The organism is Massilia arenae (genome assembly GCF_008014745.1).
Lineage (GTDB): Bacteria > Pseudomonadota > Gammaproteobacteria > Burkholderiales > Burkholderiaceae_D > Telluria > Telluria arenae.
Window position 1 is genome coordinate 177,910 of sequence record NZ_VPFD01000005.1, and the last position, 15,112, is coordinate 193,021.

Annotated in this window: 10 protein-coding genes; 9 read left to right on the forward strand and 1 reads right to left on the reverse strand. The window is 66.5% G+C overall.

Features of this window, described 5'->3' with window-relative positions:
* Nucleotides 1–215: 215 nt before the first annotated feature.
* The 4 genes from FVD38_RS26770 (at nucleotide 216) to FVD38_RS07050 (ending at nucleotide 7,260) form a co-directional block, all read left to right on the forward strand.
* Nucleotides 216–596 carry an EAL domain-containing protein gene (locus FVD38_RS26770; RefSeq protein WP_229493490.1) on the forward strand — a complete coding sequence of 127 codons (381 nt, stop codon included), beginning with the start codon at nucleotides 216–218 and terminating at the stop codon, nucleotides 594–596.
* 389 nt (nucleotides 597–985) lie between these two features.
* On the forward strand, nucleotides 986–3,832 hold the full coding sequence (locus FVD38_RS07040; RefSeq protein ID WP_147934155.1) for a TonB-dependent receptor: 2,847 nt from the start codon (nucleotides 986–988) through the stop codon (nucleotides 3,830–3,832).
* Nucleotides 3,832–5,220, forward strand: coding sequence for a DUF4832 domain-containing protein (locus FVD38_RS07045; protein ID WP_147934156.1), 1,389 nt, complete (start codon nucleotides 3,832–3,834; stop codon nucleotides 5,218–5,220). The genes FVD38_RS07040 and FVD38_RS07045 overlap by 1 nt, the downstream gene beginning before the upstream one ends.
* Before the next feature lie 54 nt (nucleotides 5,221–5,274).
* Entirely contained in the window at nucleotides 5,275–7,260 is a 1,986-nt protein-coding gene (locus FVD38_RS07050; protein ID WP_147934157.1) for an NPCBM/NEW2 domain-containing protein, read from the forward strand.
* Here FVD38_RS07050 and FVD38_RS07055 read toward each other — a convergent pair.
* Nucleotides 7,241–7,486 carry a hypothetical protein gene (locus FVD38_RS07055; RefSeq protein WP_147934158.1) on the reverse strand — a complete coding sequence of 82 codons (246 nt, stop codon included), beginning with the start codon at nucleotides 7,484–7,486 and terminating at the stop codon, nucleotides 7,241–7,243. The two genes, FVD38_RS07050 and FVD38_RS07055, sit on opposite strands and share 20 nt — an antisense overlap.
* Nucleotides 7,487–7,782: 296 nt before the next feature.
* Here FVD38_RS07055 and FVD38_RS07060 point away from each other — a divergent pair, with 296 nt between their 5' ends.
* The 5 genes from FVD38_RS07060 (at nucleotide 7,783) to FVD38_RS07080 (ending at nucleotide 15,036) form a co-directional block, all read left to right on the forward strand.
* Nucleotides 7,783–8,880, forward strand: coding sequence for a sensor histidine kinase (locus tag FVD38_RS07060; RefSeq protein WP_147934159.1), 1,098 nt, complete (start codon nucleotides 7,783–7,785; stop codon nucleotides 8,878–8,880).
* A 350-nt stretch (nucleotides 8,881–9,230) separates the two neighbouring features.
* A complete protein-coding gene (locus FVD38_RS07065) occupies nucleotides 9,231–9,935 on the forward strand; it encodes an ABC transporter ATP-binding protein (RefSeq protein WP_147934160.1) in 705 nt (234 codons plus the stop codon).
* The gene (locus FVD38_RS07070; RefSeq protein ID WP_147934161.1) at nucleotides 9,883–11,364 is read left to right on the forward strand and encodes a DUF3526 domain-containing protein; all 1,482 of its coding nucleotides are present in this window, start codon (nucleotides 9,883–9,885) and stop codon (nucleotides 11,362–11,364) included. Before FVD38_RS07065 ends, FVD38_RS07070 begins: the two co-directional genes overlap by 53 nt.
* Nucleotides 11,361–12,863: a DUF3526 domain-containing protein gene (locus FVD38_RS07075; protein WP_147934162.1), complete on the forward strand. Its 1,503-nt coding sequence runs from the start codon at nucleotides 11,361–11,363 to the stop codon at nucleotides 12,861–12,863. Before FVD38_RS07070 ends, FVD38_RS07075 begins: the two co-directional genes overlap by 4 nt.
* A 64-nt stretch (nucleotides 12,864–12,927) precedes the next feature.
* Nucleotides 12,928–15,036 (forward strand): TonB-dependent receptor, encoded by a 2,109-nt coding sequence (locus tag FVD38_RS07080; protein ID WP_229493477.1) that lies wholly within the window; start codon nucleotides 12,928–12,930, stop codon nucleotides 15,034–15,036.
* The last annotated feature ends 76 nt before the right edge of the window (nucleotides 15,037–15,112 follow it).

The window sequence follows — 15,112 nt, forward strand, 5'->3', positions numbered from 1 at the left end:
CGATGACCGACACGGCCAGGCCAATGACGTCATCGTCGTGGGAATACAGGACCAGGTTCACCATTCAAGGTGACGACGCCGCACAGGGCGCCCTGCCTGGCGCATGGGGTCGATCCGGACAAGACAGCGATCTCGAACGCTGCTCAATGCGCCCCATGCTTGCCGGCGCGCTCGGCGCCGCATCGACGGGGGGGAACATTGACGAATGCCAGGCCATGACTGGCGGCAGAAAGGCATATTGTAACCTAGCAATGCAGATTCGTACAAATGTACTTGCCTCTCTTGAAACAATTGCAGCCGTCCGCCTGCATCGCAGCGCCGGCCCGCGCGTGCAAATCGGAGCGGCGCTTGCAGCGCCTCGCACGAGGGAAGACGCGATCGGCAAGATCAAGTCCCTCAAGGCCCACGGCCTGACTTTCGCGATCGACGATTTCGGCACCGGCTATTCGTCGCTGGCCTACCTCAAGCGGCTGCCGCTCGACATGCTCAAGATCGACCGCTCCTTCGTGCTCGACCTGACCACGACCTACCAGGGCTACCTGTGCGCGCGGCCGCTGGAAGCACAAGCGTTGGCGGGACTGCTGCGCAAGAACTGACCACGCCTCCCGCCCGACGCATCCATCGTCCTTCCAAGGGCGCATCCAAACATTAATAGCAAACAGATGAAGCTTTCGAACGAAAGCTTTAACGCAGATACAACAAGTCTTTCGAAAAAAATCGAAAGATGTTTTGTCATCGCCGCGATTTCGCTATAGACTAAATATCGCTGTAGAAACGGCAATACCGGACGCTTTCGATATCCAAAGGACCGAAACCTTCACACGTGAGAGACAACGTGCTACGAAATCAAACGAAAGCATCATTCGACTCACACCAGCTTGCCCGCGCCGTGGCCGGCGAATGGTGTGAGCGCGACCGGTCCGCCTTCCCGGTGTACCTGCACTCGCCGTACTGCTCCAACAACTTATAAAAAAGGAAGCGTTTAATGAGTTCTCATATGCAATGCCGCCCGCACGCCGACAGTCACGCCCGCCTCGTGCTCAAGCCCCTGACTTCCGCCTGCCTGCTCGCACTAGCCACCCTCACGGCGCCCGCCCGCGCCCAGGAGGACGCCACCACGGTCGATCCCGACAAGGTCGAGCAGGTCGTCGTGACCGGCACCCGCGCCAGTCTGCAGCAGTCGCTGGCGCTCAAGCGCAACTCGGCTGTGGTGCAGGACAGCATCAGCGCCACTGAGCTCGGACGCTTCCCCGACAATAACGTGGCCGACTCGCTCAGCCACATCACCGGCGTGTCGATCTCGCGCACCGCCGGCGGCGAAGGCCAGCAGGTCAGCATCCGCGGCCTCGGCCCCGACTACACGATCACCACCTTCAACGGCCGCCTGCTGGGCACCGACAGCGCCGGCCGCTACTTCGCCTACGACGTGCTGCCGGCCGACGTCATCAGCGGCGCCGACGTCGTCAAGTCGACCCAGGCGCAACTGGTCGAAGGCGCCATCGGCGGCCTCGTCAACCTGCGCTCGGCCAGCCCGTTCGACCAGAAAGGCCAGCGCGGCTTGCTGCGCCTGGAAGGCGATCACAACGACATGAGCAGCCTCAACGGCAAGAAGCTGTCGGGCACTTACAGCAATACCTGGGGTGACAAGGTAGGCGTGCTGCTCGGCGTGGTCTACGCCAAGCGCGACGTGCGCACCGACACCGCCGGCAACGATGGCGGCTGGACCCGCAACGCGATTCCGAGCGACCCGAGCCAGTTCTGGGAGGGTGGCAACGCCTGGGGCGGCCACATCGACCCCAACGGCAACGGCATCCTCGATCCCGAAGAAGAAGGCCTGATCGGGCCGGGGCAGTTCCGCTTCGGCTCCATCATGGAGAAGAAGGAACGCATGGCCCTCTCGGGCAAGGTGGAGTGGCGCCCCACCAGCGACGTGAAAGTCATCTTCGACGGCTTCAAGACCCGCCTCGACTCGCCGCAGGTCGGCTACCAGCTGTCGTATTACCCCTTGTTCGCGCCGGGCCGCTGGTCCAATATGCAAGTCTCCAACGGCGTGGTGACCGACCTGACCCTGGACAGCACCGACCCCGAGCTGCGCCTCAATCCCGAGGTCCTGAACCAGACCGAGTACCGCGTGGTCGATACCGCCATGTACGGCACCCGGGCCGAATGGAAGGTGTCGCCGACCTTCAAGGTGGCGGCCGACGGCTACATCTCCACCTCGGAGCGCAACTCGGGCGGCAACGACAGCTATGTCGTGCTGCGCATGAACCAGCCCAACACCACGCGCATCCGCCTCACCGGCTCTTCCGTGCCCGACGTGACGACCACGCTGGCCGACGGCCGCGACCTGCAGACCGGCCTGGCCCAGGGCCTGTTCACCGGCAACGACTTCAATACCCACTACTACAGCCGCACGGGCGACAACATCAAGGACCGCATCGGTGGCCTGACGCTGGATGCCGACTGGCGGGTAGACCGGTTCAACGTCGACAACCTGAAGTTCGGCGTCAGCCAGACCAACCGCAAGAAGTCGCGCGACATGATCAACAACGCGTTCAATGCGGGCCAGGATCATTACTCCGGCGAGAATGCGATCAATGTGGGCTCCCTGGGCAACAACGTCATCAACCAGACCCTCAGCCCGGGCGGCTTCCTGTCCGGCGTGAGCGGAAACTTCCCACGCAGCTTCCTCGGTTTCGACGTCAACAACTATGCGCAGGCACTGGCCGCCCTCGACGGCAAGCCTCGCCCGGGCGGCGGCGTCTACAGCTCGACCTTGTCGGCGCCCGCCTTCAACCCGCTGGAAAGCTACCGCGTGGAAGAGAAAACCACGGCTGCGTTCGTGCAGGCGGACATGTCGGGCGACCGCTGGTTCGCGGACGTCGGCGTGCGCCTTGTGCGCACCAGGACCAGCGCCCAGGCCTGGGACGCGAAGATCAACGACATCCTGCAGAACGGCGCGTTCAACTTCACTGCCATCTACGCAGATCCGTCGGTCATCCAGCAAGACGCCAGCTATACCTCCGCACTGCCATCGGGTAACTTCACCTACTCGCTGACCGACAACCTGCAGCTGCGCCTCGGCGCCGCCAAGACGATGGCGCGTCCGTCGGTCGACAAGCTGGCGCCGTCCAGCACCACCGCCAGCATCTCGTGGGGCGACTTCACGCAGATCTACGGCGGCAATGCCGACCTCAAGCCGTACTCTGCACGCCAGGCCGACGTGTCGCTCGAGTGGTATTACGCCAAGAGCTCCGCGTTGACCTTCGCGGTCTACCAGAAGAACATCAAGAACCAGATCACCAACCAGTGGCTGACCGGCCAGGACATCGGCGCGCCCGGTGGACGCCTGTTCAACGTGCAGCGCCCGATCAATGGCGACAGCGCCAAGGCCCGCGGCATGGAGATCGGCCTGCAGCACCTGTGGGACAACGGCTTCGGCGTGCGTGCGCAATACACGCGCAACCTGTCGAAGAGCTGGGTCGACGGCCAGGAACGCCCGCTCGAGGGTATCGCGCCGGCGACCGCCTCGGTGGGCGTCCTGTACGAGAAGGGCCCATGGAGCATGAGCACCACGGCCGACTACACCGACTCCTTCGTCACCGCCACCAATGTGATCGGTTCCGGCTTCAACGAGATGGCCAACTCGATGACCTGGGTCACGGCCCAGATCGCCTACGAGGTGAACAAGTCGCTGCGCATCAGCCTCGAAGGCAATAACCTGACCGACGCTGAGCAGGCGCCGAAGCTGACCAACGGCATCGTCAGCCTGCCCAACGGCTACTACCGCTATGGCCGCTCGTTCACCCTCGGTGCAAGCCTGAAGTTTTGATGCGATTTGTTGTCTCTCCCCTCGCCGCCCTGTTGTCCGGGGCGGTTCTTTTCTCGGCCCAGGCGGCGGACACCGTCGAGACCACGTTCCGGGCAACGGACGAAGAGATCGCCAATCCCGAGCGCGGCATGTACGTCTGGGCGGCGGACGACCTGGCCGCATGGACGCAAGTAGAGGCCGATGCGCAGTTCGCGGCCGGCTATCGCCTGGTCTATGCGCCGGTGCGGCTGGACCGACATGCCGGTGGCGCGCTGCCAGCCGCCCTGCTCGAGGACTTGTCCGAAGGTTTCGCCAGGGCGCGCCGGGCGGGCCTGAAGGTGATTCCACGTTTTCTCTATAACTACCCGGCGGGCGAAACCGGCTACCAGGCGGCGCAGGATGCACCGCTCGCGCGCGTGCTGGAGCACATCGGTCAGCTCGAGCCGGTGCTTGCGGCCAATGCGGACGTCATCGCCTACCTGCAGGCCGGATTCGTCGGGGCCTGGGGCGAATGGCATACATCGTCCAACCGGCTCACCCTGCCGGAGGCGCGCACGCGGGTTCGCGACGCGCTGCTCGCGGCGCTGCCGGAAGGCAGATTCCTGCAACTGCGCTACCCTCCCTATCTGATGGCGTGGGCGCCGCAGGCGCCGCGCTGGCGCGACGGCTCGAAGGCTGCGCGCATCGGCGTGCACAACGACTGCTTCCTGGCATCAAGCACGGACGTCGGCACCTACGGCGAAGACGCGCCGACACGCCAGCGCGAGCGCGACTACGTCGCGGCGCTGGCGGCCGTCACACCGTTCGGCGGCGAGACCTGCAATCCGGCCGATGCGGTCGATCCGACGCCGCGCGGGAACTGCGAGGACATCCTGCGCGAAGGACGGCAGTTCGGCCTGACCTACCTGAACGACACCTATTACCGCAAGCTGTTTCATGCGCGCTGGGAGGCGCAGGGCTGCATGGCGCAAGTCAGGCGCAGCATGGGCTACCGCTTCGAGCTGGCGGCGCTGCGGCACAGCGCCACGGTCGCGGCCGGCCAGTCGGGCGACCTGGCGCTGACGGTCAGCAACCGGGGCTGGGCGCGCGCCTTCAATCCACGCGCCGTGCATGTCCTGCTCAGGCACCGCGCGACCGGCGCGGTCGCGCGCATACCCTTGGCGTCGATCGACCCGCGCGACTGGCTGCCAGGAACCACCAGCAAGGTGAACGCACGCCTTGCCGTGCCGGCCGGCACACCCACCGGCGCCTACGACGTGCTGCTTGCATTGCCGGATGGCGCCGCCGCGCTTGCCAGCGACGTGCGCTATAGCGTGCGTCCCGCCAATGCCGCGGATGCCGCGCGGTCGCAGGGATGGGATGACGCACTGGGGGCGTTCCGCGTCGGAACGACGCTGCGCGTACAGTAAGGCGAAAATTTCTTTCGATTATCATCGAATGACAACGACAATAAGGAGATATGGATGAAAGACCGCTTGACCAAGAGGAGTCAACCCAAGCCGTGGAAACTTGTCTGCGGTAGCCTGGCTGCCGCCGTGGCCTTGTTGTGTGCGCCGGCGCATGCCACGCCCGCCGGCGATCCACTGGCCCCGGCGGGCCGCTGGGAAGGCGCCACGAGCGGCAGCGCCAGCACGCCGCCGATGGGCTGGAGCAGCTGGAACGCGTTCCGCACCGAAGTCGACGAAGCTAAGGTGCTCGGCGCCGCGCAAACGCTGGTCGACAGCGGGCTCGCCAAACTCGGCTACAAACACGTCAACATCGATGACGGCTGGTGGGTGAAGCGCCGCACCGGCGACGGCCGGCTGCAGATCCGCACCGGCATCTTTCCATCGGCCGCCACCGGCGGGCCGAACGGGACCAGCTTCAAGCCATTCACCGACAAGCTGCATGCGATGGGCCTGAAAGCCGGCATCTACACGGACATCGGACGCAACGCCTGTTCGCAAGCCTATGACCTGCATTCGCCCAACCTGCCGCAGGGCACGACCGCCGAGCGCGAGGTGGGGCTGGAGGGGCACGTCAGGCAGGACATCAACCTGTACTTCAAGGAGTGGGGCTTCGACTACATCAAGATCGACGCCTGCGGGCTGGCCGACTTCTTGCCGGGTTCGGACCTGGTGAAAAAACAGGACTACCGCGCGGCGGCGCCGCTGATCGAACGCGGCTCGATCAACCGCACCGATATCAAGGCGGTGCGCGCGCGCTACGAAGACGTGGCCGCGGCGCTCAAGGAAGCGCGGCCGAACAATGACTATGTGCTGTCGATCTGCGCCTGGGGCATGGCGAACGTGCGCACCTGGGGCAAGGACGTCGGCAACCTATGGCGCACCAGCGCCGACATCACGCCGAGCTGGACCAGCATGCTGCACAACTTCGACAGCGCGGCCAAGCGCGCGCTGTACGCCGGCCCCGGCCAATGGAACGATCCCGACATCCTGCACATCGGCCACGGCGAATTCGATGTCGCCAACCCGGTCGAAGTGCGCTCGCATTTCTCGCTGTGGGCGATGATCAACGCGCCGCTGCTGCTCAGCTATGACCTGCGCAACGGACCGGCCTCCTTCCTCGAAGTCATCGGCAACGCCGAGGTCGTCGGCCTGAACCAGGACAAGGCAGGCCACCAGGGCGTGGTCACCTACGATTCGGACGATGCGCAGATCATCGTCAAGACGCTGGGCAACGGCGAGCGCAAGGCGGTGGCCTTGTTCAACCGCGGCGCCTCGCCGGCGCCGGTGACCCTGCTGGCAGGCCACCTGAAACTGTCCGACAGCGCACCGGTCACCCTGCGTGACCTGTGGTCGAAACAAAGCTCGACCTTCACCGGCGAAAAAAAATTCGTGCTCGCGCCACACGAGACGCTGGTGTTCGAGGCGACCGGCAAGCGGCAGCTGGAAAACGGCGTGTACCTGTCGGAGATCCCCGGCGCGATCAACGTCGCCGTCGACGGCACCCGGCAACCGCAACTCGATCCGACCGTCCACCGCATGATCGACCCATGGTCGAGCACCCGCTCCGGCGGCTCGCGTCCCCAGTACGCGGGCTGGGGCGGCGCGCAGGCGGATACGACGCCGTATGGCCAGAGCCTGCAGGTGGCAGGACAGGTGTTCGAGTCGGGGCTCGGCGTGCTGTCGAATTCCCGGCTGCAGGTGAAGAACGATGGCGCCTATGCGCAGTTGACGGCATCGGTCGGCGTGGACGATTCGACCGAGAACACCAGCCAGCCGGTGCGCTTCTACGTGTATGGCGATGGAAAGCTGTTGGCCGAAAGCGCGTCGGTGGCGTTTGGCGCCAGGGCGCCGCTGTTGAAGGCGGACGTCCGGGGCGTCAAGGTCATTGAGCTGGTGGTGCGTGGATCACAGGCAGCCGATGCGCCGCCGGTGGTGGCGACCTGGGGGGATGCCCAGTTGACGCGTGCCGCCGGATCCCTGGCTACTGTCCAACGCAAATGATCCTGGTGTCGTATTCGTGGGCGTTGCCTTTCTTCTTGGCAGCCCAGTCGATGACTTCCTGAGCCTCGGCCACCGTCATGACGGTGGCTTTTTCTTTGTTCTTGATGAAGGACACGCCTTCGAACTTGCCGTCTTTGCTGCGCATGACTTTGGCGAATACGGGTGGTTTTCCCTCCTCGGTGCGCTTTTTTTGCTGGACGAGATAACGCTGGTCGATGGTTTCCATGCGAATGTCTTATACGTGGTGGATCAAGACCGCATTTTACGGCGTGTGATTGGTCGAAGGCCAGAAACCAAACGGTCATTCACTGGAACGTCCTAGCCCCCTCCCCTCTATTACGGGTCACTGCCGGCAAGACGGAGATTGTAAAATCCCAAGAGCATCCTGTTACAATCGTCGCTGCCGGCGGTACGACTCCCGTACCATGCGCGGATAGACAGTTTCAATCGACTGGGTAAGCGATGACTTTCGCAAGCGATCAGGAAGGCGCCGAAGCTGGTCTTTCAACGGCGGCTCGGCGCATGCTCGACTTGCGTGACGCCGTCTTTTCCACCTGGGAAGCACGCGTACGCGAGCGGATCGTGCAGGCGCGTGACGTCCAGCATCCCATCCTCATCGACACCTTGCCTGCCTTCTACGACAACATCGCCCAGAGCATCAGCCCCGACTATCCCCGCATCACCGCGGTCGACGGCACCTCGGTGGCCGCCGAACACGGCGGCGAACGGGCGCGGGTCACCGTCTACGATCATGCGGCATTGATCGAGGAGTACCAGATCCTGCGCTGGGCCATATTTGACGTGTTGCAGCGCGAGCAGGTCGACATCGGTCACCACGAAGCCCGCACGATCCACGCCTCGATCGACGCCGGCATCCAGGAAGCGGTCGAGGCATTCTCGCTGGTGCACAGCGGCTTTCGCGAGCGCTTTGCCGCCGCGCTGACCCACGATATGCGCGGGCCGCTGGCGGCGTCCATGTCGGGACTTGAACTCATCCTTCTAAGCAACGACCTGACGCGGGTCAAGACCGTGGCGGCCAAGGCGCTCACCAATCTGCAACGCATGGCCGCGATGGTGGATGAATTACTCAACACCATGGCTTTCCACAGCGGCGAGAGCATCCAGCTGGCACTTACCAAGGTCGACATCTGGGAGGTCGCGAAGGAAGTCCAGACCGACGCCCTGGCGGCGCACGGACCCCGTATCCATCTCGATGGCCGTTCCATCGTCGGCTGCTGGGACCGCGCGGCGCTCAAGCGCGCGGTGGAGAACCTCGTCTCGAACGCGGTCAAGTACGGCGCCGCCGGCTCGCCGGTCACCATCCGCCTGGACAACGTCCATGAGCGCTTGCTGCTGACCGTGCATAACGAGGGCGAGCCGATTCCACCGGACGAACAGGAATGCATCTTCCAGATGTACCGCCGCGCCGAAGCCGCCCTGAGCGGCCAGCGCCAGGGCTGGGGAATCGGGCTGCCCTATGTCAGGGCGGTGGCCGAAAGCCATGGCGGCAGCATTGGACTGGACAGCAGCTTGGAACGGGGGACGACGTTCGTCATCGATATTCCGCTGGATGCGCGCCTGGTCCCGGCGGCGCCCACCTTGCAGACGACAAATGGTTGAGCGCAAGCTGTAGCCATCACACTCGCGCATGCACTGGCTCATGCACCGGCGGATTCGGACCTAAAGCCGTTTCGCCGAAAAACAACGAGTCGCGATCGCGCCGAAGGGCCACGATCGCTAATCACCAGCAGCATTCCCCGCAGGCCACGATCCGCATCATCAGCGGACGCTTCAGCTATTTCCCCAGCACCGACATGACCAGTTACACCCACGGCGGCGTGTGAATCAGCGCATTTACACATTTGTGATAATGAGATATCATTCTCATTAAGAAGACACATCGTGCTGACGGCCCCTGTGCGTCTCCGATTCCCGCATCGCGGCGCCCCGCCTTCACCCCCACACCCCCAATGATCAGAATCGACCACCTGACCAAACGCTACGGCGAGCGCACCGTCGTCAACGACCTCAATCTGCACGTGCCCGCCGGCCAGGTTTATGCGCTGCTTGGTCCGAACGGTGCCGGCAAGTCCACCACCATCTGCTGCCTGCTGGGATTCGTGAAACCCGACCACGGCCGCATCACCCTTGCCGGGTCGCCCCTTCCCCCGGCTGAGGCGGCAATCCGCCACGCCGCCTACATCGCCGAAAACGTCGCCCTGTACGACCGCCTTACCGGCGTCGAGAACGTCGATTTCTTCATGCGCCTGCTGGGTCGCAGGCTCCCCACGAGCGAGATCGAAGCGCTGCTGGCTCGTGTCGGCCTGCCCCAGCACGCGTGGCACCGGCAGGCGCACGGCTATTCGAAAGGCATGCGCCAGAAGGTCGGCATCGTGATGGCGCTGGCCAAGGGCGCGAGCGTATTGGTACTGGATGAACCGACCTCGGGTCTCGATCCGGAAGCCAGCGTCGCTTTCGGCGACCTGATCCGCGCGGTGGCCGATGACGGCGCGGCCGTGATCATGGCCACCCACGATCTGCTGCGCGCCCAGGAACTGGCGGACCGCTGCGGAGTGCTGGTCGGCGGCCATCTGGTCAGCGAATGGGAACTTGGAGAATTGAATGCAGGCGAACTCGAACGCAATTACCTCGACAGTCTCGCGGCCCGTGCCTGACGCCGTGTGGCGCCACGCCTTTGTCGGCGCCTGGCAGGCCGACTGGCGCGAGCGCCGGCGCGACTGGCGGGTGGGCATGGTGCTGGCGCTCGGCCTGGCGCTGGCCGCCTGCGCCGCGCTGCTGGCCTCGCTCGACCTCGACCGCACCCGTGCCGCGCGCGCGGTGGCGGCCGAGGCCGAGGCCCAGCGCTGGGTCCACCAGGGCAGCAAGAATCCTCACTCCGCCGCCCATTATGGCGTGTACGTCTTCAAGCCGCTGCCGACGCTGGCGGCGCTCGATCCCGGCATCGAGCACTATGTCGGCACCAGCGTGTGGCTAGAGGCCCACCGCCAGAACGATATGGTGTACCGCCCAGCTGCCGACGGCGCCGGCGCCGATCGCCAGTTTCGCCTCAGCCCGGCCCTGATGCTGCAGGTGCTGGCGCCGGCCGTCATGATCTTCCTGGGTTTCGGCATGTTCGCCGCCGAGCGTGAGCGCGGCATGCTGCCCGCGCTGCGCCTGAACGGCGCGCCACTGGGTGCGATCGCCGCCGCGCGCGGCGCCGTCCTGCTCTGCCTGGCACTGACCATGTCGCTCCCGGCGATCGTTGCGATCGCCGGCGTGAAGTGGCATGCCGGCGGCGCCGAGCCGGTGGCCGACGCCGCTGCGCGCGGGGCGCTGTTCGCGGCCGCCTACCTGGTCTATCTGGCCACCTGGGCCGCGCTGGTGACGGCGGTATCGGCCTTTGCCCGGACCATGCGCGCCAGCCTGGCGCTGCTGGTCGCGCTGTGGATCGTCGCGACCCTGGTGCTGCCGCGCGCCGCGGTCGAACTGGCGCAGTCGGCGGCGCCCCTGCCGTCGATGCAAGCTTTCCGCCAGGCGGTCGACGAAGAACTCGGCATGCCCGACGACCCGGCCGAGGCCGAGCGCCACAAGCGGCAGCTGCTCAAGCAATACGGCGTCGACGATGTCTCCGACCTGCCAGTCAACTGGGCCGGCATCAGCCAGTTGCGCAGCGAGGCCCACGGCAACGAGGTGTTCGACCGCCACTACGGTCCGCTGTTCGCAGCGATGGCCGCGCAGGACCATGCGGTGGCGCTGGCGTCGTGGCTGTCGCCGGCGGTGGCGATCGGCGGCCTGTCGAGCCGGCTGGCGGCGAGCGACAACGCCAGCCATACCGAATTCATGCAGGCGGCCGAGGCGCACCGGCGCCTGATGCAGGACTTGCTCAACAGCGACCTTGCGCGCAATCCCGACCGCAATGGCGTCAAGTACCAGGCCGGCGAAGCGCTGTGGCGCAGTATTCCGCCGCTCCGGTTCACCTACGCCGCCCTCGACATGGGCGAGCTGCTGGCGCGCTGGCTGCTGCCGCTGCTGGCGGGCCTGGCCGCGAGCCTGGCGCTGGCAGCTGCCTCCTTGCGCCATCTGCGCACCGGGAGCGTCGAATGATGTCCATCCTTGCCCTGGCGCGTTTCGACCTGCGCGCCCTGCGGCGCGAGCGCGGTACGCTGCTATTGATCGCGGCAGCTTTGCTGCTGGCGCTGTACGGCCTGTTCGAGGGCGCGCGCTTCCAGCGCCATGCCCAGGCCGCGCAGCAGGCTGCGCTGACCCAGGAAGCCGGCGCGCGCGCCGCCGCAAAGGAACTGGCGGCGCGTTACTTCGCCGATCCGGACCATCCCGACTTCGCCGGCATGCGCTACTTCCGCACCCCGGTCGACATCCGCGGCTACGCCTTCCGCGAGCACGTGGGATTCGCGGCGCTGCCCGCCCTGCCCGGCGCCGCGCTGGCGATCGGCCAGGCCGACATCCAGCCCGGCTACGTGCGCGTGCGCGCCGAGTCGATGGAATCGGTGCGCACCGCAACCGAGATCGAGCATCCGGCGCGCCTGGCGACCGGGCGCTACGACCTGATGTTCTTCGTCGTCTACCTGTGGCCGCTGGTGCTGCTGACCTTGTCGGCCTCGGTCCTGACCCAGGACCGCGAGAGCCTGCGCCTGCGCAGCCTGCTGCTGCAGGGCGTCGGCAGCGGCCGCATCCTGTTTACCCAGGCCGGCGCCCGCAACCTGCTCGCCACGGCGCTGCTGGTGGCGACCGTCGCCGGCGCGGCACTGCTCGGCGGCACCGTCCCGCGCGATGGCGCTGGCTTCGCCGCGCTGGGCAGCTGGAGCGCTCTCGTGCTGCTGTATTCGGCCTTCTGGACCGCAGTCGGCGCCGCCGTGTGCGCGGCCTGCGCGAACCGCATGAGCGCGACCTTCGCCGGCTTCGGCCTGTGGCTGCTGTTCGCGATCGTGCTGCCCGCCGCGCTCGATGCCGGCGCACGCATGGCTGCGCCGGTGCCGCCGCGCGAGCGCTATGTCCAGGCAACCCGCGATGCGCTCGACCAAGTCAACGCCAACACGGCCAGCAGCATGGCGCGCTTCTACGACAGCCACCCGGAATGGAAGCCGCAGCGCACCGCGCCCGGCAAGGTATCGTCGAACGTCTCGCGCCTGCACCGTGCCGAAGAGGTCGAGCGCACCATGGCCGGCGTCGAGCGCGAGTTCGCCGCCGCCAGGGATGCGCGCAGCACCCTGTTCGCACGCCTGAGCCTCGTGAGTCCGGTGACGCTGGCGAATGCCGCCTTCTCCCGGCTCGCCGGCAACGATGGCGCGCGCCACGCGCGCTTCGTCGGCGAGGTCGCACGCCACCAGAACGCGCTGCGCGCCTGGTTCCAGGGCGCCATCCAGCGCGCCGCGCTCGGTGACGAGCGCTCACCCTGCCCGCGCACCTGCCCGGGCGGCTACGGCTTCCGCGACTTCGACGCGGTGCCGCGCTTCGCTGCCTCCCCAGGGCTTGGTCAGCCGGCCGCGATGCCGTGGCAGGCCTGGCTGCTGGCGGCATGGGCGGCCTGCTTCGTCGCACTGGCGCTGTTCGCCTTGCGCCGGGAACGTCGCCGCCAGCGCGGCTGAGCCGGCATCCCAGATTTCCCCCACTTATTTTCCACACCTTCCCCACGTTTCTGGAGTTGTCATCTTGCGATCCGTCACCCGCCCCACCCCGACCGCCGCGTCCCTGCGCGCGATTCCGCATGCCGTCATGCTCACCTGCGCGCTGGCCGCGCCGGCGCTGGCGGACGAGATGCCAGCCGCCGCGTCCGCCGACCCGGCACAGGTCGTCGAAGTCAAGGGGCAGCGCAGCGAGGACGAGCGCCTGGCGCCCGGCACCGGCGCCAGGTCGCTGCCCGGCAGCGTCACCACGGTGACCTCGGAAGAGCTCGCCACGCTGGACATCGGGCGCGATATCTCGAACGTGTTCCGGCGCGTGCCAGGCGTGGTCGCCAACAATATCGACCAGGGCGACACCGGCAATGGCTTCCGCATGCGCGGTTTCGCCACCCAGGGCACGCACGGCGCCGACACTGCGATCTACATCGACGGCGTGCCGCAGAACATCCCGTCCAGCCAGGGCGGCGCCGGCCACGGCCCGGCATTCCTCGAGTGGATGACCGGCGACATGATCGACACGATCGACGTCATCAAGGGACCCGTCTCGGCGCTGTATGGCGACCAGAACCGCGCCGGCGCGGTGGCGATCCGCACCCGCGAAGGCGGCGCCGCCACGCCATCGAGCGCCACGGTGACCGTGGAAAGCTATGGCGGACGGCGTGGCTCGCTGGTGCTCTCCACCGAACACGGCAAGCTGCGCTCGCTGGTCGTGGCCGACCGCTACAGCCTCGATGGATTCCGCCACGGCGCCTTTACCGATCGCAGCAACCTGTTCTGGAAACTGTCGACCACGATCGGCGACGGCGTCTACAGCCTGCGCGCCACGTACTACAAGTCCGACTTCGCCGGCGCCGGCTACCTGTCGCTGCCGGCCATGGCAGCCGGGCTCGACCCGCATTCGACGATGTACGGCCTGCCCGGCTTCGGCGCCGCCCAGCGCAAGACCCTGGTGTTCAACCGCCGTCCGGCATCCGGCGAGGCGGGCTGGTTCGCCACCGCCTACGCCGAGGACTTCGAGCGCAGCCGCGCGATCCAGACCAGCACCACCCAGCACACCTACGGCTACGACGACCGCGGCATCTACGGTGCGCGCGGCGGCAATACCTGGACCTTCGGCGACGCTGCCGTGCTGACACTGGGCGCCGAGGCGCGCAAGGACAAGGGCGATGCGTATCGCCAGCAGTACCGCGACCGCCAGCCGACCGCCAACTACGTCAACAACCAGGACCTGGACCTGCTGACCTACGGCGTGTTCGTGCAGGGCCAGTACCGGGTACTGCCGACCGTCAAGCTGCATGGCGGCGCGCGTTACGATCGGTTCGACTACGACCTGGTCAACCTCAAGCTGCCGGCCGCCTCGACCGGCTACAAGGGTTCGGTGCTCACGCCAAAGTACGGCGCGATCTGGAGCGTCGTGCCCGACGTGGAACTGTACGCCAATATCGCGCAGGGCTTCCGCTCGCCGGCCGCCGAGCAGATCAGCACCAGCGGCAGCCTGGGACCACTGGGCGCTGCGGGCGGACGCATCAACGCCGGGATCGATCCGAGCCGGGTCCGCTCGCACGATGTCGGGTTCAACGCCAGGCCGCTCGGCGGCCTGAGCGTGTCCGGCGCGTTCTACTATATTCAGAACGACGACGAGATCGTCAACACGGCGCCCGACGTGTTCGTCGCCTCGGGCCAAACCACCCGCCGCGGCGTGGAGCTCGACCTGCGCTACCAGTTCAGCAGCGCGTTCAGTACCTACCTGAACTATGGCCGCATCCTGCGCGCGCGACTGGACAACCCGGCGCCCGGCGCCGGCGCCCGCCTGTCGGTGCCGGAACACACCTGGAAGGCCGGCGCCCAGTACCGCAGCGCACTGGGCCCGGGCCGGCTGACGCTGGCCGGCGACGTGTACATCACGGCCGGCAATCCCTATTACATGGGCACGCCGTCATACGAACGCGATATGCCGACCTATGTGCGCTACGACGTCAAGGCGACCTACGACATCGGCAAGTTCCAGGGTGCGCTGTTCGCGACGCTGCAGCCGCACAAGTTCGCCAGCGACATAGCCTATGGCACGGCGGGCGGGCTGGTGGTCACTACGGTACCGCAGGCCAGCGGCGGTGCGTCGCTGCGGTATTTCTTCTGACGCGGCGACACGGTCGCAGCCGAGATGTCGGGCAATGTGTGCAAGCTGATGCTGCATGGCGGACAGGTTTTGTTCC